Consider the following 24,222-nt stretch of genomic DNA (forward strand, 5'->3'; position numbering starts at 1 on the left):
TCCCACACAAGACCGTGCCGGGCCTTAGCGCGCGGCGCCCAGCTGGCCCTTCTCATCGGAGAACACAATTTCCACCCGACGGTTCTGCGCACGGCCACGTTCGGAAGCGTTGGCTTCGACCGGGTACTGGTCGCCATAGCCTTCGACCTGGATGCGTTTTTCGTCGATCCCCAGGTCCATCAGCACATCGGCCACCGATTGCGCGCGGTCGCGGGACAGTTTGAGGTTTTCCTGCTCACCACCGGTGTTATCGGTGTAACCCTCAATGCGCACTACGCGCTTGGGGTTCAGTTGCAAAAACTGCACGATCTTCAGCACAGTACGGTTGGCCGAGTTTTCCAGTTCCGCCTCACCGGTGTCGAACAGCACATCGCCCAAGGTCATCACCAAGCCGCGATTGGTCTGGGTGGTGGTCAGGCTAGCGATTTGCTCTTCGAGCCACTTGCCCTGCTGCTGCACACTGGCCAGCTTGTTTTCACGCAGGGCCAGTTGCAGGCGTTGGCGTTCCAGTTCGAGCTTGGTGCCGCGCTCGGCATTAAGCCCCTGTTCGGTGTGTTCGCGGGCGATCGCGCTGTAGCGCTGGCTCAGGTAAGCGTAATGCACCACGTCGGCGCCGCTGCCCCAATAGCTGGACAAGCGATCGGCGCGGGCCAGGGATTCACCGGCGCGAATCACATCCTTGGGCGCAAAGCGCAACACGTTGGCGTCTTCCTTGACCGCCTGGAAGTCATTGCCGGCCTGCTCCAACGCTTGCTCGCTATTGGCCTGGCTGGCGCAACCGCCCAAGGCGGCGCTGCTCAGTAGCAACACACAGCTCAAACCACGGATCATCGGGCTCATTGGGCTTCTCCCAACTGCAATTGCTTGCGCAGGCGGGTGATGCGGGTGTTGAGCACGTTCAGTTGCTCCTGGCTTTTCTGGGTCAGAATCTTGGCTTCGGCGAGGCGCGCATCCAGCTCAGCTTGTTCGGCCCGCATGCGCGCACGCTTATAGGATTCGTCGGCCATGTTGGCCTTGGCCCTGGCGAACTTGTCTTCGGCCAGTTTCAGCTCTGGCGAATCATCGGTGCTGGCACCCACGGCGCTGGCTTGCTCCAAGGCTTGCTGGGTGAGGCGTATTTGTTCATTCGGCGCAGGATCGGCTGCACATCCCGCCAAAGCGACAACGGCGAGGGCCGCGAAAAGAGGTCGAATAGTCACTGTAGATCCTTACTTTGCTGGGGTGCCGACGGGTTGCTGCAATTGCGCCTTCCAGCGCTCGAGGTTGCGCTGCGTTGCCGCTTGCACCACACCGGACGCGGCCAATTCTGTCATCTTTTTAGCCAGCTGTCCGCGCAGCCATGGGTCATTGCAGGCGGAGTTGTGGGAAATCGCCAGGTACAGGCCGGGCTGATCAATGGGTACTTCGCGCGCGATCAGGTCATTGCTCATGCCCAAGGTCTGGGCCATGGCCATGCCGGAATAACGCCCGGCGAGGACGTAGTCCACTTCGCCGAGCAACAGTTTTTGGAAGGCTGGCGTGAGGCTGGGCAGGCGTTGCAGGCTCAGTTGCAGGCCGGCGAACGCTTCGAAGTCGGCACTCAAACGTGCACGTTCCGAGACCGCGCCCTTGTGGCCGTGCAGGTCGGCGGCCGAGGTGTAGACCAGCGCCGAATCCTTGCGCGTCCAGACCAGATAGTCGATCTGCATCAACGCCGGGTGGATATAGTCGAGGGTTTCCAACTCGCCCAGGTTCAGCGGCGCATCGGCGAGGATGTCCATGCGCCCGCTGCGCACTTCATCCAGGGCCAGGGAGCGTTTTCCGCCGTAGAGCAGGTCAAGTTTAAGCCCGAGGTCCTTGGCCACTTGTTGCAATACATCAGCGGTGGCGCCGATCAGGTGGGTCGGGTCTTGCGGGTCGCGCCATAGCAAGGGCGGTGCGTCCGGGCTGCCGGTGATCACCAGGCGCTCACATTTGCCGGCGGCCAGCGTCAGGCTCGGCAGTAGCGACAGGGCTAGCAATACGGGACGCAGGTCCATGGCGGTTTCTCCAGGTTAAAAAAGGCGCAAAAAAAAGCCCGGTCCAAAGACCGGGCTCTTTATAAGTGAAGCCGCTGGATTAGACCAGCTTCTCCAACTCAGGTACGGCTTCGAACAAGTCCGCAACCAGGCCGTAATCAGCCACCTGGAAGATCGGTGCTTCTTCGTCCTTGTTGATCGCTACGATCACTTTGGAGTCTTTCATACCGGCCAAATGCTGGATCGCGCCGGAGATACCGACGGCGATGTACAGCTGTGGCGCAACGATTTTGCCGGTCTGGCCGACCTGCATGTCGTTGGGTACGAAACCTGCGTCGACGGCCGCGCGGGAAGCGCCGACCGCAGCGCCCAGCTTGTCGGCCAGGGCGTACAGGTGCTTGAAGTTGTCACCGTTCTGCATGCCGCGACCGCCGGAAACGACGATCTTGGCAGCGGTCAGCTCTGGGCGATCCGACTTGGCCAGCTCTTCGCCAACAAAGCTGGAAGTGCCAGCGTCGTGGGCAGCGGAGACGGCTTCAACGGCAGCCGAACCACCTTCAGCAGCAACCGGGTCGAAACCGGTGGCACGCACGGTGATGACTTTGATCGCAGCAGTCGATTGCACGGTGGCAATGGCGTTACCGGCGTAGATCGGGCGCTTGAAGGTGTCAGCGCTTTCAACCGAGATGATCTCGGAGATCTGGTCAACGTCCAGCTGCGCGGCAACGCGTGGCAGGATGTTTTTGCCGTTGGACGTGGCAGCTGCCAGGATGTGGCTGTAGCCAGCGCCCAGCTCTGCAACCAGCGGAGCAACGTTTTCCGGCAGTTGATGAGCGTAAGCGGCGTTGTCGGCCAGCAGTACTTTGCTCACGCCAGCGACTTTCGCAGCGGCTTCAGCCACGGCGCCAGCGCCTTGACCGGCTACCAGCACGTGAATGTCGCCACCGATTTTAGCGGCAGCGGCTACGGTGTTGAGTGTGGCCGGGGCCAACACTTTGTTGTCGTGTTCTGCGATTACCAAGATAGTCATGGTTAGGCTCCCCAATTCAAAGCACCTTCGCTTCGTTTTTCAGTTTCTCGACCAGCTCAGCAACAGACTTGACCTTGATGCCCGCGCTGCGTGCAGCCGGTGCTTCAACTTTCACAGTCTTGTTGGTAGAGGCGGTAGAAACGCCCAAAGCTTCTGGAGTAACCGACTCAAGCGGCTTCTTTTTGGCTTTCATGATGTTTGGCAGGGACGCGTAGCGCGGCTCGTTCAAACGCAGGTCGGTGGTCACGATGGCCGGCAGTTTCAGCGAAACTGTTTGTGCGCCGCCGTCGATTTCACGGGTAACAGCTACGCTGTCGCCGCTCACTTCGACTTTGGAGGCAAAGGTGCCCTGGCCGTAACCGGTCAGCGCAGCCAGCATCTGGCCAGTCTGGTTGTTGTCGCTGTCGATCGCCTGTTTGCCGAGGATCACCAGTTGAGGCTGTTCCTTGTCGACAACGGCTTTGAGCAGCTTGGCAACGGCCAGGGAGGTCAGCTCTTCAGCCGACTCAACCAGGATAGCGCGGTCGGCGCCCAGTGCCAGGGCAGTACGCAACTGCTCTTGAGCAGTGGTAGGGCCGATGGAAACCACGACGATTTCAGTCGCCACGCCTTTCTCTTTCAGGCGTACGGCTTCTTCCACAGCGATTTCGCAGAACGGGTTCATCGACATCTTGACGTTAGCGAGGTCGACGCCGGAATTGTCCGCCTTGACGCGAACTTTCACGTTGTAATCGACAACGCGTTTGACAGCTACAAGAACCTTCATGGATTCCTCGTTACTCTCCGGTGAAAAGAAAGTCGCCTAGGCGAACCTGGCGGTTGATGCTCATCGGCACACAAGGGCACCTCCAAAAACCTCGGCAAGTGACTCAGCGATGGGGAAATGATGACCGTTCGTCAGGGGTGACTGAGGGGTCATTCTTTATCGCAGCGTGTAAACTGCGCGCCATCGTTTAGGCGCGCGTCACCTGTCTTGCTTTTGGACGTGCTCTTGAAACCTGCTGTCTGCCTACGGTAAGCGCAAAACCGACCGTATATTGACCGGAACACCTATTCTGGTCAATACGCCAAAATAGCCAGTCATAAGCCGCGTTGCTTTGATTTACCTAGCTTCCAAGCAATTCAAACAAACGTTTGTATTGGACGCTGCCAGTGGTGTAGATATAATGCGCCACCTAGAGAGAAAGGTGGGTCTTGCCGTTGCTGCGAGGCGACACCGAACCTCCACCCATTAGAAAAAAAAGCCTGTTGAGCCTTGAGTAGGAGATAGCCTGTGGAACGCGAATACATGGAATTCGACGTGGTCATCGTCGGCGCTGGCCCGGCAGGCCTGTCTGCCGCCTGCCGATTGAAGCAGAAGGCCGCCGAAGCCGGTAAAGAAATCAGCGTCTGCGTGGTCGAGAAAGGCTCCGAAGTCGGCGCGCATATCCTCTCCGGTGCGGTGTTCGAACCCCGCGCCCTGAACGAACTGTTCCCGGACTGGAAAGCACTCGGCGCCCCGCTCAACACCCCTGTAGTGCGTGATGACATCTATGTACTGCGCAGCGCCGACACCTCCACCAAGGTGCCTGACTTCTTTGTGCCCAAGACCATGCACAACGAAGGCAACTACATCATCTCCCTGGGCAACCTGTGCCGCTGGCTGGCCCAACAGGCTGAGAACCTGGGTGTGGAAGTCTACCCAGGCTTCGCCGCTCAAGAAGCACTGTTCGACGAAAACGGCGTGGTGCGCGGGATCATCACCGGCGACCTCGGCGTCGACCGTGAAGGCCATCCAAAAGAAGGCGTGTACACGCCGGGCATGGAACTGCGTGGCAAGTACACGCTGTTCGCCGAAGGCTGCCGTGGCCACATCGGCAAGCAACTGATCCAGCGCTTCAACCTGGACAGCGACGCCGATGCCCAGCACTACGGCATCGGCCTGAAGGAAATCTGGGAAATCGACCCCGCCAAGCACCAACCTGGCCTGGTGGTGCACACCGCCGGTTGGCCGCTGGACATCATGAGCAACGAGAACACCGGCGGCTCTTTCCTTTATCACTTGGAAAACAACCAAGTGGTCGTGGGCTTGATCGTCGACCTGTCCTACAGCAACACCTTCCTGTCGCCGTTCGATGAGTTCCAGCGCCTCAAGCATCACCCCGTACTGGCCCAGTACCTGGAAGGCGGCAAGCGTATCAGCTATGGCGCGCGGGCCCTGGCCAAAGGCGGCATCAACTCGTTGCCGAAAATGGTCTTCAAAGGCGGCGCCTTGATCGGCTGCGACCTGGGCACCATGAACGTGGCCAAGATCAAAGGCAGCCACACCGCGATGAAGTCCGGCATGCTCGCTGCCGACGCCGTGGCCGAGCGCCTGTTCGCCGAGTCTGAAGGCGGCGACGAACTGACCAACTACGTCGAGAGTTTCAAAGCCAGCTGGCTCTACGAAGAGCTGTTCGCCAGCCGCAACTTCGGCCCGGCGATGCACAAATTCGGCCCGATCATCGGCGCCGGCTTCAACTGGTTCGACCAGAACATCCTCGGCGGCAAAATGCCGTTCACCTTGCACGACACCAAGCCGGACTACGCCTGCCTGAAGCTCGCCAAGGACAGCACCAAGATCGACTACCCCAAACCCGACGGCAAGTTGAGCTTCGACAAGCTCAGCTCGGTGTTCATCTCCGGTACCAACCACGAAGAAGAACAGCCGTGCCACTTGAAGTTGAAAGACCCGAGCATCCCGATCGGCACCAACCTGCCGCTCTACGATGAACCGGCGCAGCGCTACTGCCCGGCCGGCGTGTATGAAGTGATCACAAAGGAAGACGGCGAGAAGCGCTTCCAGATCAACGCCCAGAACTGCGTGCACTGCAAGACCTGTGACATCAAGGACCCTTCGCAGAACATCACCTGGGTGACGCCGGAAGGCGCGGGTGGGCCGACTTACCCGAATATGTAAGTCGATTGCTTGACCTGAAAGGCTCCCAGACCGGGAGCCTTTTTTATGGTCGGCATAAATCGAATGTGGGACCCGCTTTCTGTGGGAGCCGGGCTTGCCCGCGATGCAGGCGACTCGGTCTGTCAGTAAAACTCAGCTGATGCCATCGCAGGCAAGCCAGCTCCCAGATTGACCGAGTTGTATCAACAGAACCTAGGCCGCGCGCTCTTCACCCGGATTACGCAGGAAATAGCGCTTATATTCGCGACTGAACTGCGACGTACTCTGATACCCCACGCTGTGCGCCGCCTGCGCCACGCTCTGGCCGTCCACCAGCAACAACTGCTGCGCCTTGAGCAAACGCAAACGCTTGAGGTACTGCACCGGCGACAACAACGTGCAGCGTTTGAAGTGCTCATGAAACGTCGACGCGCTCATGTGCGCATAACCCGCCAAGGTCTCGATATTCAGCGGCTCGGCGTAATGGGCATGCAGGTGATTCAATGACGTGGCAATCCGCGAAAACTGCCCCTGCTGTTCCACCAACGCCCGCAGCACATCGGCCTGCGGCCCGCGCAACGCGGTGAACAACAATTCGCGTACCCGCGCCGGGCCCATGATCCGGCTTTCCAGCGGATCGTGCAGGCACTGCAACAGCCGCTCGACGCAACCGCGCATCGCCTCATCCAACACCACCGAACTCATCGACTCCAGGGTCTGCGCGGTCGGCGGCGGCCCGGCCTGGATGCCCATGGCCATGACCAACTCGCCCAGCACCACACGGTCGATGCCCACCGTCACGCCATACAGCGGCGCATTCGGCAGGGCAAACGTCTCGCATTCAAACGGCACCGGCATCGCCTGGATCAGGTAATGCCCAGCGCCATACTCCAGCGTACGCGGGCCCAGGTAGGCGACTTTGCTGCCCTGGGCGACGATCATCAGGCTTGGTTCATAGATCTGCGGCCCACGCGCCACGTCGCAACTGGCGCGCAAGACCTTCACACCCGGCAGGTGGGTCGGGGAAAAACCGTCGCGGGGCGTAAGCCCTTTTATCAAGGCCACCAGCGTGGCGTTGGCGTCGAGATGGCGGGTCAACAACATGGCAAAAAACTTCGCGAAAAAGGGATGAGAGCATCATCGCAGGTCTTGGGGCGGATAAGGAGCATCATCGCAGGTCTTGGGGCGGATGAATCCAATCCAGGGGCACTGCCGGACGAATAGGCATGAGGTTCGGAGCAATCGCCATGGCCGCGTCAGGGGGTGGCGCGGAGAATGGCCCGCCTTACCTGTCACTGCTTTTGCGAGGTTTTCACCATGTACACCGCCATCGGTTATGCCGCCCAGTCGGCGACCACTCCCCTCGCCCCCATGTCCTTCGAACGCCGCAGCCCGCGCGCCGATGACGTGGCCATCGAGATCCTTTACTGCGGCGTGTGCCATTCCGACATCCACCAGGCACGCAACGAGTGGGGCATTGCCGTGTACCCGCTGATGCCGGGCCACGAGATTGTCGGCAAAGTCACCGCCGTCGGCGCCAGCGTCACCGCGCACAAAGTCGGCGACCTGGTCGGCGTAGGCTGCATGGTTGACTCGTGCCGCCACTGCGACGCCTGCCATGCAGACCTGGAGCAATACTGCCTCGAAGGCCCGACCATGACCTACGCCACCCCGGACCGGGTTGATGGCAGCAACACCATGGGCGGCTACTCCGACAGCATCGTGGTCAGCGAGCACTTCGTGGTGAAGATCCCGGCCAAGCTCGACCTGGCCAGCGCCGCACCGATCCTGTGTGCAGGCATCACCACCTACTCGCCACTCAAGCACTACGGCGTGAAAGCGGGCGACAAAGTCGGCGTGCTGGGCATGGGCGGCCTGGGCCACATGGGCATCAAGTTCGCCAAGGCGATGGGCGCGGAAGTCACGCTGTTCACCCGCTCCGCGAGCAAGGCTGAGGAAGGCCGTCGCCAGGGCGCCGACCACGTGATCGTGTCCACCGACGCCGACCAGATGAAAGCCGCCGCCGGCAGCTTTGACTTCCTGCTCGACACCATTCCGGTGCAGCACGATCTGAACCCCTACCTCGATGTGCTGCGCTTTGACGGCGTGCACATCCTGGTCGGCCTGATCGAGCCGGTCGATCCACCGGTCAACGCGGCCAAGCTGGTGTTGGGGCGTAAAATGCTGGCCGGTTCGTTGATCGGCGGCATTGCCGAAACCCAGGAAGTCCTGGACTTCTGCGCCGAGCACAACATCACCTGCGACATCGAAATGCTCGATATTCGCCAGATCAACGAGGCTTACACCCGCATGATCGCTGGTGATGTGAAGTACCGCTTTGTCATCGACATGGCGACCTTGAAGGCCTGATCAGGCCTTCGCGCCCAACTCCGCTGACAGCCGCGCTGCGACCTGTTTGATCACAGGGATCAGCTCGGCCATTTTCTCCAGCGGCATGTAGGGCACGGTACTGGCGATGCTGATGCCGGCGACGATTCGCCGGCTGGCATCGCGCACCGGTGCCGCCACACAACGGATCGACGGTTCGTTGTCCTCCAGATCGAACGCATAACCGCCCACCACGTATTCGCGCATGCGCTGCTCGAACTGCGCCCAGGATTGCTCCGGGTGCTGAGGCCATTGCTGGCTCTTGCCTGCGGCCGGCAGGCTGGCTTCATACAGGCGCTGCCACTCCTGCACCGAGTCATCCAGCAACATTGCCTTGCCCACACCCGTGCGCGCCAGCGGCATGCGATGACCGACCCGCGAGCGCATTTCCGGGCCGTTGCGGCCGGGGTTCTTGTGCAGGTAAAGCACGTCGTCGTATTCGCGAATCGCCAAGTGGATGGTGTCGCCGGTCAGCGCCGACAGCTCATCCAGGTAAGGCACGGCTAGGCTGACCAGCGGCAGTTCTTCACGGGCCTGGAAGCCCAGCTCAATCAGCTTGGGCCCCAGCAGGTAACCGACTTGCGGCACCACGCGCAGGTAACGCTCCTCCACCAGGCAACTGGCCAGGCGGTGTGTGGTGCTGCGGGTAGTGCCGATGCGCCGGGCGATCTCTTTCAGATCCCGCGCACCGGCCGCCACCGCTTGCACCACGCCCAGGCCACGCAGCAGGGTCTGGGTGCCGGTGGGCGCGGCGTCTTTGACGGGAGTGTGGGCGTTTTCCTGCATATCGGGCCTATTGGGAAGTACGAAAACGGCGCCATTATGGCAAATGCAGCCTTCCTGAACAGAGGAGATCCATTGTGGGAGCTGGCTTGCCTGCGATAGCGGCGTGTCAGCCAACCCATATACCGGCTGATACGCCCTCATCGCAGGCAAGCCAGCTCCCACATTTTGATCTCCACAGGGCAGACTTTAACGTTGCTTCATACGGTCGATAATCACCGCCAGCAACAGGATCGAACCGCGGATCACGTACTGGTAAAAGGTGTCGATGTTCTTCAGGTTCATCGCGTTCTCGATGATCGCCAGAATCAACACCCCGGCAATCACATGGCGGATCATGCCGATGCCGCCGCTCAGCGAGACACCGCCCAGCACACAGGCGGAAATCACCGTGAGCTCAAAGCCCTGCCCGATCATCGGCTGGCCCGAGGTCATGCGCGAGGCGAGGATCACCCCAGCCAAAGCACCAATCAAACCGTGCACGGCAAAGATGATGATCTTGGTGCGATCAACGTTCACCCCAGCCAGCAACGCGGCTTCCTGGTTACCACCGATGGCCATGGTATTGCGCCCGTAGGTGGTGTAGTTGAGCAACCAGCCGAAGAACACAAAGCACAGCACGGTGATGATGATCGGCACCGGTACGCCCAACAGTTGGCCGTTACCGAACACGAAGAAGCGTTCGTCCATCACACCGACGGCCTTGCCGTTGGAGAAGATGTAGGCCAGGCCCCGCACGATCTGCATGGTCGCCAAGGTGGCGATCAACGCATTGATGCGCAGCTTGGCGATCACAATGCCGTTGATCAGCCCCACCACCAGGCCCATGGCCAACGCCGCCGACACGCCGAGCACCATGCTGTCGGTGTCACGAATCACAATCCCCGCCACCACGCCGGCACAGGCGATCACCGAGCCCACCGACAAGTCGAAGTGCCCCGACGCCAGGCAGAACAACATGGTGCACGCGGCAATCCCGACCGTGGAAATCGCCAGGCCCAGCCCGCGCATGTTCAGCGGCGAGAGGAAGTTATCGATAAACAACGCGCTGAGCACAAAGATGCTCAACGCAGCGAGTAGCATCACCCATTCATCCAAAAACTTGCGCTGGTTGAAACCTGGCCAGAAGCCTTTTGCTGTTTTTACCTGGGACATCATTCACCTCGAATTCTTCAAGCCCGCGTGCGCGGAAGGGCCAGTTGCAATAACCGTGCTTCATCCGCCTGGTCGCGGTTCAACTCGCCCGTCAGCGCGCCTTCGCTCATCACCACGATACGGTCGGAAATGCCCATCACTTCCATCAGGTCGCTGGACACCACAATCACCGCAATGCCACTGGCCGCTAGGTTGTGGATGATCTGGTAGATCTCCGACTTGGCGCCGATATCGATGCCACGGGTCGGCTCATCGAGCAGCAGCACCTTCATTGGCATCGACAGCCAGCGGCCGAGAATGGCTTTCTGTTGGTTGCCGCCGGACAGGTACATGATTTTCTGTTCGGCGTTCGGCGTTTTGACTTTCATGGCCTTGATTTGCTGGTCGGCGTTGCCCTTCTCCCAGCCTTCACGCAGGAGCCAGCCAAAGGTGGAATGGGCACCGCGCGCACTGATGTTGATGTTCTCAGCCACGCTGGACAGCGGGATGATGCCTTCCTTTTTGCGGTCCTCCGGGCAGAGCAGCACGCCGGCGGCGATGGCATCGCGGGGCGAATGCAGTTGCAGGGTTTGCCCAAACAATTCCAACTGCCCGGCGGTGGCGCGTTGCAGCCCGCTGAGCAAGCGAAACAGCTCAGTGCGCCCGGCACCCACCAAACCAAACAGGCCGAGAATCTCGCCTTTGTGCACTTGCAAGCTGACCGCTTCACGCAAGCCCGGGCCGAGCAAACCCTCGACCTTGAGCGCCACCTCGCCGCGCTCACGTGGGCGGTAATCGTAGATGTCCTGAATATCGCGACCGACCATGCAGGTCACCAACTGGTCATGGGTCAGCGCGGCCATGTCGTCAAAGGTGCGCACGAAGCGGCCGTCCTTGAACACGGTGACGGCGTCGCAGATGCGGAACACTTCTTCCATACGGTGCGACACGTACAGCACCACTTTGCCCTCGTCACGCAGGCGCGTGATGATCGCCATCAAGCGGTCGATTTCGCGTGCCGACAGGCTGCTGGTGGGTTCATCGAACGCAATCACATGGGCGCCACGGGACAATGCCTTGGCGATTTCCACCAGTTGGCGCTGGCCCAGGGACAGGCGCCCGAGCTTCTCCTGCGGGTCGATTTCATCGGCCAGGCCTTTGAGGCAGGCCAGCGCCTGCTTGCGCAGCTGGCCGCCATTGACCACGCCGAAACGCGATGGCAAATGCCCGAGGAACAGGTTCTCGGCCACGGTCATTTCCGGCACCAAGTGCAGCTCTTGGTGGATCACCGCGACACCGTTGGCGATGCTGTCGGCGGCATTTTTGAAGGCCATGGTCTGCTCGCCGATCTGCACCGTGCCACTGCTCGGAATGTAGGCGCCGCCGAGGATTTTCAGCAGCGTCGACTTGCCCGCGCCGTTCTCACCCATCAGCGCGTGTACCGAGTGCGGCCGCGCTTCAAAGCTGATCTGCGCCAAGGCTTTGACCCCGGGAAAATCCTTGCCGATGCCGTTGAAACGCAGGGCTGCGCCGCTCATTTCCACAGACCGATTTTGCTCAACTCTTCCTTGAAGTTGGCGCGGGTGATCAGGGTCACGTTGTCCAAGGCGGTGAACTTGGCCGGCTCAGTGCCTTTGGTCACCCACTCGAACATCGCGCTGGCGGTTTTATAGCCCGAAGCGTCCGGGCTCAGCAGCATCGAGCCGTAGAAGCCAGTGTCGGTTTTCTTCAGCTCTTCGATGGCGTCGGTGCCGTTGATGCCGACGCCGATCACGTTGGCCGCCTTGAAACCGGCGCTCTCGGTGGCGCGCACGCCGCCCAATACGGTGCTGTCGTTCATGCCGCCAATGATCAGGTTTTTCGCGGTGCCCGGCAGTTTCACCAGCGCCGAGTTGGTGGAGTCCATGCTGCCCGGCACATCGAGGGTTTTCTGTGCGCTGAACAAGATGTGGTCGGCGGGCAGGCCGGCAGCTTTGAGGCCCTCTACCGAACCGTCGGTGCGTTTCTTACCGGTTTCCAGCTCGTCAAAGGTGTTGATGACGGCGTAGGTGTCTTTCCAGTCCCAGTTGCGACGCTTGGCTTCGGTGGCCATGGCTTCGCCTTGTTTCTGGCCGATCTTGTAGGCGTCCAGGCCGACGTAAGGCACGTCTTCCATGGGCTTGCCTTTGGCGTCGACGAAACGGTCGTCCACCGCCAGCACTTTCAAACCGTTGAGCTTGGCCTTGGCCATGATCGCCGGGCCCAGGGACACGTCCGGTGGGCAGATGACGAAGCCTTTGGCGCCGTTGGCCGCGAGGGTGTCGATAGCGGAAAGGGTTTTCTCGCCATCCGGCACGGCGATCTTGATCACGGTGAAGCCCTGGTCCTTGCCGGCTTTTTCGGCGAAAGCCCATTCGGTCTGGAACCAAGGTTCTTCGGCTTGCTTGACCAGGAAGCCGATCTTCACTTCTTCGGCAGATGCAAAGCCGCTAAAGGCAACAGCGAGCGCCAAGGCGCCGAGTGTTTTCTTGAACATGAACCACCTCCTTCTTGTTATTGGAAACGTTTTTAGTCGTGGTACATCACAGAACGCCCGCCATCGATCATCAGGCAGGTTGCATTGATAAAGGGCGCCTCGTCGGTCGCCAGGAACAGCGCCGACATCGCCACCTCAACCGGCTGGCCGATGCGCTTGGGCGGGTGCAGGTCGAAGGCGCGTTGCCGTTCGGCGTGGGGGTCGGGGAAACCGTTCCAGTAATCGACGTTGAGCTGGGTTTCGATATAGCCCGGGGCGATGGCATTCACGCGGATGCCCTTGGGCGCGTATTCGATGCCGAGGGCGCGGGTCAGCCCGAGCAGGCCATGCTTGGCGACCGGATAGGGAAAGCAGCCGGGGATGATGTGGCTGGAATGGGTGGAGGCGATGTTGATGATGTTGCCGATGCCCTGCTCGATCATGTGCGGCAGCACTGTGCGGCAACCGAACCAGGCGCCGTCGAGATCGATGGCGAAGCAACGGCGCCAATCTTCGTCGGTCATTTCCAACGGGTCGCGGAACACATTGACCCCAGCGCAGTTGACCAGCACATCCACACGGCCAAAACGCTCGATGGCCAGGTTGACCAGCGACTGCCATTGCTCTTTAGAGGTGATATCGACGGCTTGCGCGACGATCTCGGCGCCGCGTTCGCGCCAGTGTGCGGCGACTTTTTCGACTTTTTCAGCCTGAATATCCGCGATGACCAAGCGCGCCTGCTGGGCCTGGAAGCAGGCGACGATCGCCTCGCCAATGCCTTGGGCAGCACCGGTGATGATCACCACTTTGTTCTTCAGCCGCTCGCCGTAGGTAGGTTCGGGCACGGCGGGTAATGACAACGGTTGGGGCTGCATCGCTTCACCTGTTTTATTTTTGGTAGTGAGTGCTGATGCTGCCGACTATAAACCCATCATTTGAAATATCTCAATATATAAATTTGCATCCCATATAGTGAAACAAAGCCAAAAAAAATGTGGAAACGGGCTTGCTCGCCAATACGGCGGGTCAGGCAATAAATCATTGGCTGAACCACCGCTATCGCGGGCAAGCCAGCGCCCACATTTGATCTTCGGTGTGCGTGGAAGGGTGAATTCAGCCCTGGGCGAAATCGCGCAGTGCATCCCCTTCCATGCGGTAACGCACCCACTCTTCCTGCGGCTGCGCGCCGATGGATTTGTAGAACGCAATCGCCGGTTCGTTCCAGTCCAGCACGCTCCACTCAAAACGCCCGCAACCGTTGTCGCAGGCGATCTTCGCCAGGTGGCGCAGCAACTTTTTGCCCGCCCCGCCGCCGCGTTGCTCGGGGTTGATGTACAGGTCTTCGAGGTATAGGGAGTTGCTGCCCAGCCACGTGGAGTAACTGAAAAAGAACACCGCAAAACCAATCGGCAAACCGTCTCGCGAGCAGATCAGGCCATGGGCAGTGGCGCCCTCGCTGAACAGGCTGCGCTCGATGTCCACGACACTGGCGATCACTTCATGCCGGGCTTTTTCGTATTCGGCAAGCTCGGTGATGAACGTCAGGATCTGCGCAGCATCGCTGGGCACGGCAGGGCGAATCTCGATGGTCATGGGCGGGCCTTGGGCAATTTCAAAGGCCACATACTAAGGCGCTTTGATGACTGATTGCAGTGCATTTTCGCGGGGCCCGCGCGCTTTACTCCGTCGAACAGTAATCCGAGCACCACCAACCACAGAACAATCCGCTTGGCCACGCGTGGTAAACAGAGGGCATAAATCCAACAATTCGAGACTCGCTCATGCACACCCCGTCTACGGTGGGCGCGAAGACCTTCGCCCTGTTCTGCCTCGCCAGCTTCCTGCTGTCACTGTCCTACGGCTCGACGTTTCTGCTGTCGCTGCTGATTCATTCGCGCGGCGGTAATGAGCACGACGCCGGCAGTGTGATTTCCATGGCGATGCTCAGCACCTTCGTGGCGGTGGTGTTCTCCGGGCATTTGGCCGATGCATTGGGCGCGGCGCGAGCCATTGCGGGGATGGGTGTATTGCTGGTGGTGGCCTGCCTGGGTTTTGCCCTGATGCCGGGGTTTGGCCAAGGCTTAATGGTGTTCGGGCTGGCCCTGGGGTTGGGCTGGGGCGTGTTCTACACCTTGGGCCCGATCATCGTGAGCCTGTTGGTGGAGCCCCAGCAGCGAGCCAAGTACTTTGCCCTGCTGTCGGGCAGCATGTTGAGCGGGATCGGCTCCGGCCCGCTGCTCGGGCGCGCTGCCAGTGCGCTGGACCTGCCCCTGACCACGGCGTTCTACATCGCCGGGGTGGCCAGCCTTGCCGGGGTGGTGATGTTCTGGCGCATGGGCGCTCAACTCAAGCAGCACGCGAATGTGCCGGCGTCGAGGATTTCCTGGGCCGCCAGCCGTCGCGTGCTGTCCTCCAAGGCGGGGTTCGCGATCTTGATGGTCGGCCTGGGAGGTTGCGTGTTTGGTGGGCTTTCGTCGTTCCAGACCAGTTACGCGGCCGCGCACGGGTTGGACTATTCGCTGTTCTTCGCGGGGTTCCTGAGTGCTGCGATCACCAGCCGCCTGTTGATCGCGGGGTTCGTGGTCAAGCGTGATGCCTACCGGGCCGCCTGTGTGTTGTCCGGGATCATGCTCGGGGCCATCGCACTGTTTGCGTTTGGCGTGAGCGGTAATCTCAGCTACTTGCTGGCCGCTGCCACGCTGGGGATTGGATACGGCCTGACGTATTCGGTGATCAATGGGTTGGTAGCCAACGAAGCGCCAGCCGGAACCACGTCACAAGCGCTGCTGCTGTTCAGCCTGGCGTACTTTGTCGGCGTGTTCGGGTTTCCCTGGCTGGCGGGCAAGATCATCGTCGACTACGGCATGCCCGTGCTGATGCTCAGCCTATTGGTCATCGCCGCGTTGAACTGGCTAATCACCGCGGCCCGCCTGATCAGGCGCCATCTTTCAGCACATAAAATCTTACAGGTGAGCTAATACCGTTCGTCGCCATCAAGGCACGAACGCGAAGGCCGGGCGGACCAATAAAGGGTAAGGACATTAATCATATGGAGACACCCTCATGAAGAATTCCAAGTTTGCCGCCCTCGCCCTCACGGGCCTGTTGTCTGCCGCCTCGCTGAACGCGTTTGCGGCCACTTCCTCGACCGGCAAGACTGACCCGGTCGGCAGCCCACCGAATCCTGCCACCCAGGAATCTCAGGATTCGATGGGCACCGGCATGGATACCAATGGTGGCGCGATCATCCAACCCGGCGCTGACCCTCGCACCCAGGGCAATGACACCCAACGCCAGGCGCCCGCTGCGGTCGGCAACGGCAAAATGGGGCCGAGTGTTAACCAGCCAAAAATCAACACCGGTGACGACTCCAATGTTCCTGGCTCGCCAAAACAACCTGCGCCTTGATACATCGAACGCAAGACGAACACCCGATCATTTCCCAGTGAAGAGGTACGCATGAACGTCGATAGAAACCTTGAGAAAGAAGTCCTCACCCGCCTGCTGCACGCCCACCCTAACGGCCTGGGCAAGGAGGTGCTGGATAACTACCGCGGCGAGAAGGAGGTGGCCAGTGTCTTGGCGTTCCTGCAGGACCGTGGGTTTATCAAGGATGGGCATGTGACCACCGACGACGCCGGTGAATATTCGTTAAACCTGCCGATCAAGCTGACCGCCTCGGGCGTTGACGAGGCACGCAAGCTGGACGGTGAAGGCTCTCAGTGATCCATTTTGTCTGGTCTGGCCCGTTGATTGAAGCGCTGCGCAAAGCTGGCTAACAACGACGAAGCAAGGTGGGATCCATTTGGAATTGAGCGGCTATGCGGCGAAAGCCTCGGCCCTGCTCAAGGAAAGTGGTAATGGCGGAAAGCTTGAACTGCGTCGTGTATTTGCTCATGAAAAGCCTCAGGAGTTGGACGAGTGTCCAACTTCTGGGGCGCACTTCAVCCTCGCGCAAGCCCGCTCCCACATTGAGGCCCAAATCAGCGTTGAGCCGACACCAGCAGCATCATTGGGCGCTCTTGCTCTTCCGCCAGTTCGGGCCGAGCAATCAGGTCCGCTTCGCTTGGCCCCCACTCCTGCACATGACTCAGCGTAAACCCCGCCTGAATCAACAAATTCAGCAACGTGCCCAAGGTACGATGCTGCTTGATCACGCCATCGGCCAGCCAGTTGGTCACCCGCGGCCCTTCCAACTGGTAACCATCCACCGGCCAACTCTTACGGCCCTGATCATCCACCAGCCACCCAGGATTGCGCGGCGCCATGAAGATCGGGTGTTCGATGGAAAACACCAGCCGCCCACCGGGCACCAGCGCCTGGTGTATGCGCGCAAACAGCCCTTTGAGGTCGACGATGTAATGGAAGGCCAGGGCGCTGTAGGCCAGATCGAATGCGCCGGCAGGTAGGTCGAGCTGTTCCAGGTCGGCGATTGCATAAGTGATGGTCGGCGCAGAGGTCATCTCTTTGGCCCGCGCCAGCATCTTGTGCGACACGTCCAACCCGAGCACCTGCGCGGCGCCCTGCTCCTCGGCCCAGCGGCTGAACCAGCCGTAGCCACAGCCAAGGTCCACCACTTTCAAGCCACGCATCGGCGGCAGCAGTGCCTGCAAGGCAGGCCACTCCGGCGCACCGGCCAGGCCTTCGACCGAGCGGCCCATCTTGCTGTAGCCCTCGAAGAAGGCCGGGGTGTCGTAGATATTCTGGGTCATGGGCTCATTCCCTGCTAAGAAGGCCCTATTCTGCCAACAACGCATCCACTTCGTCAGTACCCGGTGATGTCGCCGGCCCCCAGCGTGTCACCGCCAACGCCGCGGCAGCATTCGCGCGACGCGCTGCTTGTGAAGGTTGCAACCCCTTGGCCAACCCCGCAAGAAACACACCGGCATGGGCATCCCCCGCGCCGTTGCTGTCCACCGCTGTCACCTTGAAACCCGGCACATGCTCGGCCTGGCCTTGGTGGCTCACCCAGCACCCATTCGGCCCATCGCGCACCACCAGCAGTGCCTCAGCCGGCAGGTGGCGATTAAGTTCAAGCAGCGCCTCGGCCAACGTCCTCGCACCAGTAAACGCCAGGGCTTCGGGGCCATTGCTGGTCCAGATGTCGATACGCGGCAGCAAGGCAACCATCAACGCCGAATCCGGCGCTTTGACCAGCGGCCCCGGGTCGAACACCACCGTGATTTCACGCGGCAGCGCCAGCAGCCAATCGAGCAACGCCTGCGCCTTGCCTTCAAGCAACAGGCTGTAGCCGCTGACGTACACATAGTCGTCCGCGCGCGGCACCACGCGGGCCAAATCCTCGGCGCTCAACTCCCCTTCAGCGCCGATATGCGAAATGAACGTGCGTTCGGTGGTGGCCTCGGTCAGCGACACACACAAACCGGTGTCCTTGCCGTCGCTGGCCGCCTGCGCGATTTCCACGCCTTCAGCCTGCATCGCTGCGCGCGCCAGGTCGCCGAAACGGCCGTTGCCATGCCGGCCGAGGTAAATCACCGGCAAACCATTGCGCCGGGCAGCAGCCATTACGTTGAAGCCGCCGCCGGCTTCGAAGCTGGCGGATTGCGCCAGCACGTCGCCGCCGGTCGCAGGCAGTGTGTCGAGGGCCATCACCAGGTCGACGATGACCTGGCCGGTGTGCAGCAATCTAGACATTAGGGCTCTCGACTAAAGCCGGACGACGGTCAGCCGCGCCGCCCAGTAGCGCATAAATCCCGCCGGCCACCAGGAAGGTGACGATCCAGCCCAGGCCGTTATGGCCCAGCCACGAGTAGGACAACGGCCCGGCGAACCAGATATTTTCGGCGGTGGTGCCGATGGTGGTGAAACAAAAACCCAGCACAATCGCTATCGCCCAGGCGCCGAATGCACGCCATTCCACACCGCCGCGATACCAGTAGGCGCTGCTGGGGCTCACGTCCAGCAGGTCTTGGGGGCTGTAGTAGTGACGGTGGATGAGGTCGACCACGAAGATGCCGACCCACGCGGTGATCGGCACGGCCAGCAGCGAGATGAAGGTGATGAAGGGGCCGTAGAAACTGTCGGCGATCAGCATGAAGTAAATCGAGCCGGCGAAGATCGCCACGATGTCGACGATCACCGCGTGCACGCGCTTGACCTTCAAGCCGAGGGTCAAGGTGGTAAGGCCCGCCGAGTACACCGAGAGGTTATTCGACAGCAACAGCCCGCCAAACGCGGTGATCAGGTACGGCACGGCCATCCAGGTGGGCAGCATGTCGCGGATCGCGATGATCGGGTCAGTGGCCGAGGCCAGGTCGTTGTTGCCCACCGACAGCAGGCCGCCGAGGGTGATCAGCAGCACCAGCGGAATGCCCGCGCCAAACGCGGCAGATGCCACCAGGCGTGCGGCTTTGACGCTGCGGTGCTGGTAGCGCGACATGTCGGCACCGGCGTTGGCCCAGCCGATGCCGGTGCCGGCAGCCATGGTGCCGACGCCGATGATCATTGCGCTCAACGGCGCCGGGGTGGCATTGAACACCGCGCTCCAGTCGATGGTGGCGCAGAGGAAGCCGCCCTCCAGAATGTTCAGCGCGCCGAACACGTAGGTGGCCCACTTCTGGATGACCAACAAGGTGGCGTGGCCGAGGCCGGAGACGGACAGGGTCAGCAGCACGAAAATGGCAATGAAGATCAGCGTCAGCACCGGTGCGCTTTTTGCCTCGACCGGCGAACCGAACAGGATCGAGCACAACGACAGCAAAACAAACGCGGCGGTGGTGGTGTTGACGGTTTCCCAGCCCAGGCGCGACATCAGCGAGACCAAGGTGGGGCCGATATTGCCGCGCACGCCGAAGATGGCGCGCGACAGCGTCAGGCTTGGTGCACGCCCGCGACGACCGGCAATCGAGATGATACCCACCACGGCGAAAGAGCCGGCGGCGCCGAGGATCGCGACGATGATCGCCTGCCAGATCGCCAGGCCACGAAAGGCCACGAGGGTCGCGCCGAGCGGCAAGCCGAGGATGCTGATGTTGGCCGCGAACCACACCCAGAACAGCTGCAGCGGATGGCCGTTACACTCGCCTTCAGGGACCGGTTCGATACCGCGTGTTTCCAATTGCCCGGCGCTTTGGCCGCTAGACGGGGTGCTCATGAGGGAGATGCTCCTGGTGCCTGTATTGTTGTGGTTGTGGCAGATAGTCAAAGCTTCAATCGGTCGTCCTGACTCAAACTGGGCTCAATGTGGGCGCTGGCTTGCCTGCGATAGCGGTGGTTCAGCCAACTGATAGGCCACCTGATACACCGATTTCGCGAGCAAGCCCGCTCCCACCTGTTTGCCTGCGGCGCTTATCGAATTTCGAGCAGCCCTTGCACCAGCGCCTGCAAATCCAGGCCATTGACCTGCTTGACCTGTTCAATCATCGCCTCAGGCCAGCACTGCATGCCCAAACACGCGCCCAACATCGCGCCGAGGATCGCGGCGATGGTGTCGGTGTCGCCGCCAAGGCTGGCGGCCAGGCACACGGCCTCAAAGGCATTCATCGCACCCACCGCCACTTGTTGCGCGAGGGCAAACGAGACCACTACCGATTCCTGGGACGCGACGGAGGTGCCGATCAATTCGTAGAGCAGGTCGGCAAACAAGGCCTTGTCGCCGCTGCCGACGCTCAAGGTCCGTGCCCAACTGATTCGCGTGGAAATGCGTCCACCGGCAATCCAGTGGCCGTGGCGTTCGGCCTGCTGGGCAACCTGGGTGCCAATGTTGAGTGCTTCGCCCAGGTCCACGCCGTTGATGCCGGCCGAGACCACCGCGGCCACCGCCGCCGCACTGGAGATACCCAGCGTGGTGTTATGGGTGACCTGGCAGGCCTGAATCACGGCCTGGATAAACTGCGCCGGGTCGCTGACATCGGCGGCGATCCCCACCGGCGTGATACGCATCGCGGCGCCATTGGTGGTGCCGTAGCGCCCGGATTCTTCCGGGGTGTGGCCGGCGAGGATCATGTCGATGGCGCGCTTGGTCGATGGCCCGAGCAAATCCTGGGAGCCCTTGGCGCGCATCACCGCTTCCCAGTCGATCAGGCGTTGGGCGAGCACGGTCGGTTCGATCTTGCCCTTGCCTTCGACCAGCAACTCGCCGACCAGGATCGCCTGTTCAGTGTCATCGGTGATCGAACCGGCCGGCATATTCGGCGCAATCGGTTGGTCGCCATCGGCGTCCTCCAGGCCGGTGATGGCCCCGAAGCGCTGCTGCACCTGCTCGCGGCTCAAGGACTGGGTGGGCATGCCCAGAGCGTCGCCCAAGGCCAAGCCGTAGAAGGCGCCAAGCGCGCGATTTTCCGCGGTCATTTTGAAGCTCCAAACTGCAGATGCAGACGAAAGTGCAGAGGGTCGAGCAGGCTTTCGACGTACTCCATGAAGCGCTCGCGACGGTCGTAGGTGGTGCGCGAGGCCTTGAGAAATACCGTGCCGGCCGGACGGCCTAGCAACTCGGCGTCTTCGTCGCTCAGCGGCTCGGCGCCGATCCATTGGTCACCTTCGGCACCGATGTAGCCGTAGGCCGCCAGGGTGATGGTCAGGGAGTTGTCGATCAGGCCGACGCGGGGCAGGCTTTCCAGGCCACCGGTGGCGGGCATCAGCGAGCGCTCCAGCGACACGGCCGTGCCGTCAGTGGTGCGCCGACGGCGGTCGAGGGCGATGAACTGGTCGCTGCCGAAACGGCTGAACAGGTCCGGACGGGTCACGGCGTCCAGGCGCAGGATGTCGGTGGTCACCTGCGCGCCGGTGTCAGCCAAAGCCTGGGCCCAGCCGCTGCGTTGGTCGAGGACCATGCCGTCAAAGGTGACGATGGAACCTACGCCGCTCTGGGTGGCGATGTAGTTGCGGCGTTTGAGCTCAGCCAAGGCTTCGCGCAGGGTGCCACGGCTGACCGCGAATTCCTCGGCCAACTGATGCTCGCCCGGCAGCAGGAACCCGTCGGCCATCACTCCACCCTCGATACGGCGGATGAGCTCGTCGACGACGCGTTTTTTCTTATCAAATCGGACATGTCTAATCATGTACAAACTGATAACCGAAAGCGCCTAATGACAGCAAGCACATTATTTCAGGAGGATGAAAAAGCCGGCCTCAGGGTTCCAGGCCGATGCGGAAAAACTCACCGCCGCTCCAGACGCCCAGCCAGTTCTGACCGTTGATCGGACGGCTGACCGCAAGCTCCACCAGTTGGTAGAACACGTTGCGGTGCACGAGGGCTTCAAGGTTGGTGCGCACCCGCAGGTACGGCGCCGGTTCCTGGGTGACTGGGTCGATGACGACACGCAGCGGGTGTTCGAGGCCGGCTTCGATTTGATCGTCAACGTTGGTGCTGAAGCGCAGTACTTGGCTCTCGCCCTGCCCTTCGACCTCCAGGGTCACCGCGACAAACGGCGCATCATCGACGCTGATGCCGACCTTTTCCACGGGCGTGACCAGGAAGTAATCATCGCCATCGCGGCGGATGATGTTGGAGAACAGCTTGACCATCGACTTACGCCCGATCGGCGTGCCTTGGTAGAACCACGTGCCGTCGCGGGCGATGCGCATGTCGATGTTGCCGCAAAAATCCGGGTTCCACAGGTGTACCGGTGCCGGCCCCTTGCCCTTGGGCAGTTGGGCCAATAGGTCATTGGCCTTGGCGGAATCGGTCATCGGGCGCTCCTCTGGCTTACTGATTACTCATACCCAGCAGGCTCCGGGCGTACTGCGCCAGTGGGCGGGCAATCAGATCTTCTGGCTTGTTGTCGTGGAACGTCAGTAAACCGCCACGACTGCGAATACGTGCAGTATCAATCAAATACTGGGTGCTGGTCTCGATCAACATGATCTGAATGACGCCAGTGTCGATCCCGACGCGGTCCAGGGCCTGTTGATCGGTCCACTCGTCGGTATTGCCGATACGGTCATCGGCTGCCGCGAAGCGGCAATACAGCAGGTAATGCGCACCCGCCGCGCGGGCTTCGGACATGGCCTGTTCCAGGCCTTCAGGCTTGTGGGCGCGACGCACCATCGGGAAATATTCGACGAAACCGTTGAAGGCTTCCTCAGCCACCACGTTAGGGCGCGGATAGGCGCTGCCCGGCGGCACAAACACACCCTGGGCGATAAACACAAAAGAGTCCGGCTGTATGCGAATCGACGCGGTGCGGCGCGTATCACTGTGGTCCAGCAACCCGGCGTCGCTCATCTGATAGCGGGTGCCTTCGGCCATATCGCTGACGGTCATGCAACCACTCAGCGTCAATGACGCCAGCAACAAAACCAGACTTCGCATCCTAATCCTCCAGAAGCCGGTGACGGAAAACCGGCGAATGGGCGTGAGATGCAGAATCCGCGCCAGCGGAGCAGATATTAGCTTCAAGCTTGAGACTCGGCGTCACATTAGACTCGGCGTCAGCCGCCAATGATTTTCATGATGGTCGCACCGCCGGAGAAGGCCACTTCCTGTTTGTCACCCAGCGCCTTCATCAACAAACCCTGCAAGGCCGGCAGCGCCTGGTGGCGCGGCTGGTCGAGCAGGTCGCCGACGTAGTGACGGTTGCTCGACGACAGGCAACCATGCAACCAACCCGTGGACGACAGCCGCAGCCGCGAACAGGTACGACAGAACGGCACGCTTTCGTTGGCTATCACACCAAAGAAGCCCTTGCCCGGCACTTCGTAGCGCACTGCCGTGGCGTCGACCGGCGCATTGGCTTGCAGGTATTCGTGGTGTTCGCCGATCAGGCTGAGCAGTTGCTGCAAGCTGACGAATTGCTGCAGGAACGCGTTGGAGTCCTTGGCCAGATGGCCCATGCGCATCAGCTCGATAAAGCGCAGCTCGTAGCCACGCTCCAGGCAGTAGTCGAGCAGCGGCATGACCTGGTCGAGGTTCTGCCCGCGCAACGGCACCATGTTCACTTTGATCTTGATCCCGGCAGCGCGGGCCTGGTCCATGCCATCGAGCACGGTGGCCAGGTCGCCGCCACGGGCAATGGTGCGGAAGGCGTCGGCGTCCAGGGTGTCGAGGGAGACGTTGATGCGGCGGATGCCGGCCTCTACCAGCAATGGCAGCTTGCGTGCGAGCAATTGGCCGTTGGTGGTCAGGCTGATATCACTGAGGCCCATCCCACCCACCGCGCGCATGAAGGCTTCCAATTTAGGACTGACCAGCGGCTCGCCGCCAGTGATGCGCAGGCGCTCGATGCCCGCCGCTTCGATCAGATACGCCACGCCACGGGCCATGGCTTCGGCCGAGAGCTCGTCCTGGGCAGCCACCAGCCGCTTGCCGTTAGGCACGCAGTAGGTACACGCGTAATTGCAGGCTGAGGTCAGGCTGATCCGCAAATTGCGAAACCGCCTGCCTTGACGATCAACGATCATGGATCACTCCGGCAGAGGATTGTTCGGGCGCGCTAAAAGCTGACTTATAAATCAACTTTTAGCAAGGTCCTTGCCTGAGTATATTCCTGGGGTACTGCAACTGGCAGTAAATCATTGC

Annotated in this window: 25 protein-coding genes; 5 read left to right on the top strand and 20 right to left on the bottom strand. The window is 61.0% G+C overall.

Going from position 1 to position 24,222, the window contains the following annotated elements; translation table 11 throughout:
- Nucleotides 1–24: 24 nt before the first annotated feature.
- The 5 genes from GJU48_RS17905 to GJU48_RS17925 all read right to left on the bottom strand — a co-directional run bounded on the left by GJU48_RS17905 (nucleotide 25) and on the right by GJU48_RS17925 (nucleotide 3,793).
- The gene (locus GJU48_RS17905; RefSeq protein WP_094952788.1) at nucleotides 25–840 is read right to left on the bottom strand and encodes an OmpA family protein; all 816 of its coding nucleotides are present in this window, start codon (nucleotides 838–840) and stop codon (nucleotides 25–27) included.
- Complete coding sequence (locus GJU48_RS17910; RefSeq protein ID WP_083357227.1) at nucleotides 837–1,199, bottom strand: DUF4398 domain-containing protein; 363 nt, start codon at nucleotides 1,197–1,199, stop codon at nucleotides 837–839. The genes GJU48_RS17905 and GJU48_RS17910 overlap by 4 nt, the downstream gene beginning before the upstream one ends.
- Before the next feature lie 9 nt (nucleotides 1,200–1,208).
- Complete coding sequence (locus tag GJU48_RS17915) at nucleotides 1,209–2,018, bottom strand: substrate-binding periplasmic protein (protein WP_094952789.1); 810 nt, start codon at nucleotides 2,016–2,018, stop codon at nucleotides 1,209–1,211.
- 79 nt (nucleotides 2,019–2,097) lie between these two features.
- Nucleotides 2,098–3,027 (bottom strand): electron transfer flavoprotein subunit alpha/FixB family protein, encoded by a 930-nt coding sequence (locus GJU48_RS17920; RefSeq protein ID WP_094952790.1) that lies wholly within the window; start codon nucleotides 3,025–3,027, stop codon nucleotides 2,098–2,100.
- Nucleotides 3,028–3,043: 16 nt separating this feature from the next.
- Entirely contained in the window at nucleotides 3,044–3,793 is a 750-nt protein-coding gene (locus tag GJU48_RS17925) for an electron transfer flavoprotein subunit beta/FixA family protein (RefSeq protein ID WP_094952791.1), read from the bottom strand.
- A 507-nt stretch (nucleotides 3,794–4,300) separates the two neighbouring features.
- On the opposite strand from GJU48_RS17925, the gene GJU48_RS17930 reads away from it, so the two are divergent.
- Nucleotides 4,301–5,965, top strand: a complete 1,665-nt coding sequence (locus tag GJU48_RS17930) for an electron transfer flavoprotein-ubiquinone oxidoreductase (protein WP_094952792.1) — start codon at nucleotides 4,301–4,303, stop codon at nucleotides 5,963–5,965.
- Nucleotides 5,966–6,157: 192 nt separating this feature from the next.
- On the opposite strand, the gene GJU48_RS17935 is transcribed toward GJU48_RS17930, so the two are convergent.
- Complete coding sequence (locus GJU48_RS17935; protein ID WP_094952793.1) at nucleotides 6,158–7,048, bottom strand: AraC family transcriptional regulator; 891 nt, start codon at nucleotides 7,046–7,048, stop codon at nucleotides 6,158–6,160.
- A 213-nt stretch (nucleotides 7,049–7,261) separates the two neighbouring features.
- On the opposite strand from GJU48_RS17935, the gene GJU48_RS17940 reads away from it, so the two are divergent.
- Nucleotides 7,262–8,314, top strand: coding sequence for an NAD(P)-dependent alcohol dehydrogenase (locus GJU48_RS17940; RefSeq protein WP_094952794.1), 1,053 nt, complete (start codon nucleotides 7,262–7,264; stop codon nucleotides 8,312–8,314).
- Here GJU48_RS17940 and GJU48_RS17945 read toward each other — a convergent pair whose 3' ends face one another.
- The 6 genes from GJU48_RS17945 to GJU48_RS17970 form a co-directional block, all read right to left on the bottom strand.
- Nucleotides 8,315–9,118, bottom strand: a complete 804-nt coding sequence (locus GJU48_RS17945) for an IclR family transcriptional regulator (protein ID WP_094952795.1) — start codon at nucleotides 9,116–9,118, stop codon at nucleotides 8,315–8,317.
- A 186-nt stretch (nucleotides 9,119–9,304) separates the two neighbouring features.
- Nucleotides 9,305–10,270, bottom strand: coding sequence for an L-arabinose ABC transporter permease AraH (gene araH / locus GJU48_RS17950; protein ID WP_094952802.1), 966 nt, complete (start codon nucleotides 10,268–10,270; stop codon nucleotides 9,305–9,307).
- Nucleotides 10,271–10,287: 17 nt separating this feature from the next.
- Nucleotides 10,288–11,787, bottom strand: coding sequence for an L-arabinose ABC transporter ATP-binding protein AraG (gene araG / locus GJU48_RS17955; RefSeq protein ID WP_094952796.1), 1,500 nt, complete (start codon nucleotides 11,785–11,787; stop codon nucleotides 10,288–10,290).
- On the bottom strand, nucleotides 11,784–12,764 hold the full coding sequence (locus tag GJU48_RS17960) for a substrate-binding domain-containing protein (RefSeq protein ID WP_094952797.1): 981 nt from the start codon (nucleotides 12,762–12,764) through the stop codon (nucleotides 11,784–11,786). Before GJU48_RS17960 ends, araG begins: the two co-directional genes overlap by 4 nt.
- Nucleotides 12,765–12,796: 32 nt before the next feature.
- Nucleotides 12,797–13,618 (bottom strand): SDR family oxidoreductase, encoded by an 822-nt coding sequence (locus GJU48_RS17965; protein WP_094952798.1) that lies wholly within the window; start codon nucleotides 13,616–13,618, stop codon nucleotides 12,797–12,799.
- A 238-nt stretch (nucleotides 13,619–13,856) separates the two neighbouring features.
- A complete protein-coding gene (locus GJU48_RS17970) occupies nucleotides 13,857–14,336 on the bottom strand; it encodes a GNAT family N-acetyltransferase (protein WP_094952803.1) in 480 nt (159 codons plus the stop codon).
- A 188-nt stretch (nucleotides 14,337–14,524) separates the two neighbouring features.
- On the opposite strand from GJU48_RS17970, the gene GJU48_RS17975 reads away from it, so the two are divergent.
- From GJU48_RS17975 to GJU48_RS17985, 3 genes are all read left to right on the top strand, one after another.
- Entirely contained in the window at nucleotides 14,525–15,721 is a 1,197-nt protein-coding gene (locus GJU48_RS17975; RefSeq protein WP_094952799.1) for an MFS transporter, read from the top strand.
- An 85-nt stretch (nucleotides 15,722–15,806) separates the two neighbouring features.
- Nucleotides 15,807–16,151 (top strand): hypothetical protein, encoded by a 345-nt coding sequence (locus tag GJU48_RS17980; RefSeq protein WP_094952800.1) that lies wholly within the window; start codon nucleotides 15,807–15,809, stop codon nucleotides 16,149–16,151.
- 51 nt (nucleotides 16,152–16,202) lie between these two features.
- Nucleotides 16,203–16,469 carry a hypothetical protein gene (locus GJU48_RS17985; RefSeq protein WP_094952801.1) on the top strand — a complete coding sequence of 89 codons (267 nt, stop codon included), beginning with the start codon at nucleotides 16,203–16,205 and terminating at the stop codon, nucleotides 16,467–16,469.
- Nucleotides 16,470–16,726: 257 nt separating this feature from the next.
- Here the strand turns inward: GJU48_RS17985 and GJU48_RS17990 are convergent, their stop codons facing one another.
- The 8 genes from GJU48_RS17990 to GJU48_RS18025 all read right to left on the bottom strand — a co-directional run bounded on the left by GJU48_RS17990 (nucleotide 16,727) and on the right by GJU48_RS18025 (nucleotide 24,104).
- Nucleotides 16,727–17,455, bottom strand: a complete 729-nt coding sequence (locus GJU48_RS17990) for a class I SAM-dependent methyltransferase (protein ID WP_094952780.1) — start codon at nucleotides 17,453–17,455, stop codon at nucleotides 16,727–16,729.
- Between the two features lie 25 nt (nucleotides 17,456–17,480).
- Nucleotides 17,481–18,398 carry a PfkB family carbohydrate kinase gene (locus GJU48_RS17995; protein ID WP_094952779.1) on the bottom strand — a complete coding sequence of 306 codons (918 nt, stop codon included), beginning with the start codon at nucleotides 18,396–18,398 and terminating at the stop codon, nucleotides 17,481–17,483.
- Complete coding sequence (locus tag GJU48_RS18000) at nucleotides 18,391–19,857, bottom strand: purine-cytosine permease family protein (RefSeq protein ID WP_094952778.1); 1,467 nt, start codon at nucleotides 19,855–19,857, stop codon at nucleotides 18,391–18,393. Before GJU48_RS18000 ends, GJU48_RS17995 begins: the two co-directional genes overlap by 8 nt.
- Nucleotides 19,858–20,051: 194 nt before the next feature.
- Nucleotides 20,052–21,053 (bottom strand): ADP-ribosylglycohydrolase family protein, encoded by a 1,002-nt coding sequence (locus tag GJU48_RS18005; RefSeq protein ID WP_094952777.1) that lies wholly within the window; start codon nucleotides 21,051–21,053, stop codon nucleotides 20,052–20,054.
- Entirely contained in the window at nucleotides 21,050–21,763 is a 714-nt protein-coding gene (locus GJU48_RS18010; RefSeq protein WP_094952776.1) for a GntR family transcriptional regulator, read from the bottom strand. The genes GJU48_RS18005 and GJU48_RS18010 overlap by 4 nt, the downstream gene beginning before the upstream one ends.
- Before the next feature lie 70 nt (nucleotides 21,764–21,833).
- Nucleotides 21,834–22,394, bottom strand: coding sequence for a DUF1285 domain-containing protein (locus GJU48_RS18015; RefSeq protein ID WP_094952775.1), 561 nt, complete (start codon nucleotides 22,392–22,394; stop codon nucleotides 21,834–21,836).
- Nucleotides 22,395–22,410: 16 nt separating this feature from the next.
- Nucleotides 22,411–23,016, bottom strand: coding sequence for a DUF4823 domain-containing protein (locus GJU48_RS18020; protein WP_094952774.1), 606 nt, complete (start codon nucleotides 23,014–23,016; stop codon nucleotides 22,411–22,413).
- A 119-nt stretch (nucleotides 23,017–23,135) separates the two neighbouring features.
- Nucleotides 23,136–24,104 (bottom strand): GTP 3',8-cyclase MoaA, encoded by a 969-nt coding sequence (locus tag GJU48_RS18025; protein WP_094952773.1) that lies wholly within the window; start codon nucleotides 24,102–24,104, stop codon nucleotides 23,136–23,138.
- Nucleotides 24,105–24,222: the final 118 nt, after the last annotated feature.

Source organism: Pseudomonas sp. IB20, from assembly GCF_009707325.1.
Lineage (GTDB): Bacteria > Pseudomonadota > Gammaproteobacteria > Pseudomonadales > Pseudomonadaceae > Aquipseudomonas.

Excerpts from the sequence above, each read along its gene's own strand:
- GJU48_RS17915 (WP_094952789.1), bottom strand. The coding sequence starts at position 2,018 with ATGGACCTGCGTCCCGTATTGCTAGCCCTGTCGCTACTGCCGAGCCTG.
- GJU48_RS17940 (WP_094952794.1), top strand. The coding sequence starts at position 7,262 with ATGTACACCGCCATCGGTTATGCCGCCCAGTCGGCGACCACTCCCCTC.
- GJU48_RS17960 (WP_094952797.1), bottom strand. The coding sequence starts at position 12,764 with ATGTTCAAGAAAACACTCGGCGCCTTGGCGCTCGCTGTTGCCTTTAGC.
- GJU48_RS17945 (WP_094952795.1), bottom strand. The coding sequence starts at position 9,118 with ATGCAGGAAAACGCCCACACTCCCGTCAAAGACGCCGCGCCCACCGGC.
- GJU48_RS17980 (WP_094952800.1), top strand. The coding sequence starts at position 15,807 with ATGAAGAATTCCAAGTTTGCCGCCCTCGCCCTCACGGGCCTGTTGTCT.
- GJU48_RS18020 (WP_094952774.1), bottom strand. The coding sequence starts at position 23,016 with ATGCGAAGTCTGGTTTTGTTGCTGGCGTCATTGACGCTGAGTGGTTGC.
- GJU48_RS17975 (WP_094952799.1), top strand. The coding sequence starts at position 14,525 with ATGCACACCCCGTCTACGGTGGGCGCGAAGACCTTCGCCCTGTTCTGC.
- GJU48_RS17995 (WP_094952779.1), bottom strand. The coding sequence starts at position 18,398 with ATGTCTAGATTGCTGCACACCGGCCAGGTCATCGTCGACCTGGTGATG.
- araH (WP_094952802.1), bottom strand. The coding sequence starts at position 10,270 with ATGTCCCAGGTAAAAACAGCAAAAGGCTTCTGGCCAGGTTTCAACCAG.
- GJU48_RS17985 (WP_094952801.1), top strand. The coding sequence starts at position 16,203 with ATGAACGTCGATAGAAACCTTGAGAAAGAAGTCCTCACCCGCCTGCTG.
- GJU48_RS17935 (WP_094952793.1), bottom strand. The coding sequence starts at position 7,048 with ATGTTGTTGACCCGCCATCTCGACGCCAACGCCACGCTGGTGGCCTTG.
- GJU48_RS18005 (WP_094952777.1), bottom strand. The coding sequence starts at position 21,053 with ATGACCGCGGAAAATCGCGCGCTTGGCGCCTTCTACGGCTTGGCCTTG.
- GJU48_RS17925 (WP_094952791.1), bottom strand. The coding sequence starts at position 3,793 with ATGAAGGTTCTTGTAGCTGTCAAACGCGTTGTCGATTACAACGTGAAA.
- GJU48_RS17970 (WP_094952803.1), bottom strand. The coding sequence starts at position 14,336 with ATGACCATCGAGATTCGCCCTGCCGTGCCCAGCGATGCTGCGCAGATC.
- GJU48_RS18000 (WP_094952778.1), bottom strand. The coding sequence starts at position 19,857 with ATGAGCACCCCGTCTAGCGGCCAAAGCGCCGGGCAATTGGAAACACGC.
- GJU48_RS17905 (WP_094952788.1), bottom strand. The coding sequence starts at position 840 with ATGAGCCCGATGATCCGTGGTTTGAGCTGTGTGTTGCTACTGAGCAGC.
- GJU48_RS18015 (WP_094952775.1), bottom strand. The coding sequence starts at position 22,394 with ATGACCGATTCCGCCAAGGCCAATGACCTATTGGCCCAACTGCCCAAG.
- araG (WP_094952796.1), bottom strand. The coding sequence starts at position 11,787 with ATGAGCGGCGCAGCCCTGCGTTTCAACGGCATCGGCAAGGATTTTCCC.
- GJU48_RS18010 (WP_094952776.1), bottom strand. The coding sequence starts at position 21,763 with ATGATTAGACATGTCCGATTTGATAAGAAAAAACGCGTCGTCGACGAG.
- GJU48_RS18025 (WP_094952773.1), bottom strand. The coding sequence starts at position 24,104 with ATGATCGTTGATCGTCAAGGCAGGCGGTTTCGCAATTTGCGGATCAGC.
- GJU48_RS17965 (WP_094952798.1), bottom strand. The coding sequence starts at position 13,618 with ATGCAGCCCCAACCGTTGTCATTACCCGCCGTGCCCGAACCTACCTAC.
- GJU48_RS17990 (WP_094952780.1), bottom strand. The coding sequence starts at position 17,455 with ATGACCCAGAATATCTACGACACCCCGGCCTTCTTCGAGGGCTACAGC.
- GJU48_RS17920 (WP_094952790.1), bottom strand. The coding sequence starts at position 3,027 with ATGACTATCTTGGTAATCGCAGAACACGACAACAAAGTGTTGGCCCCG.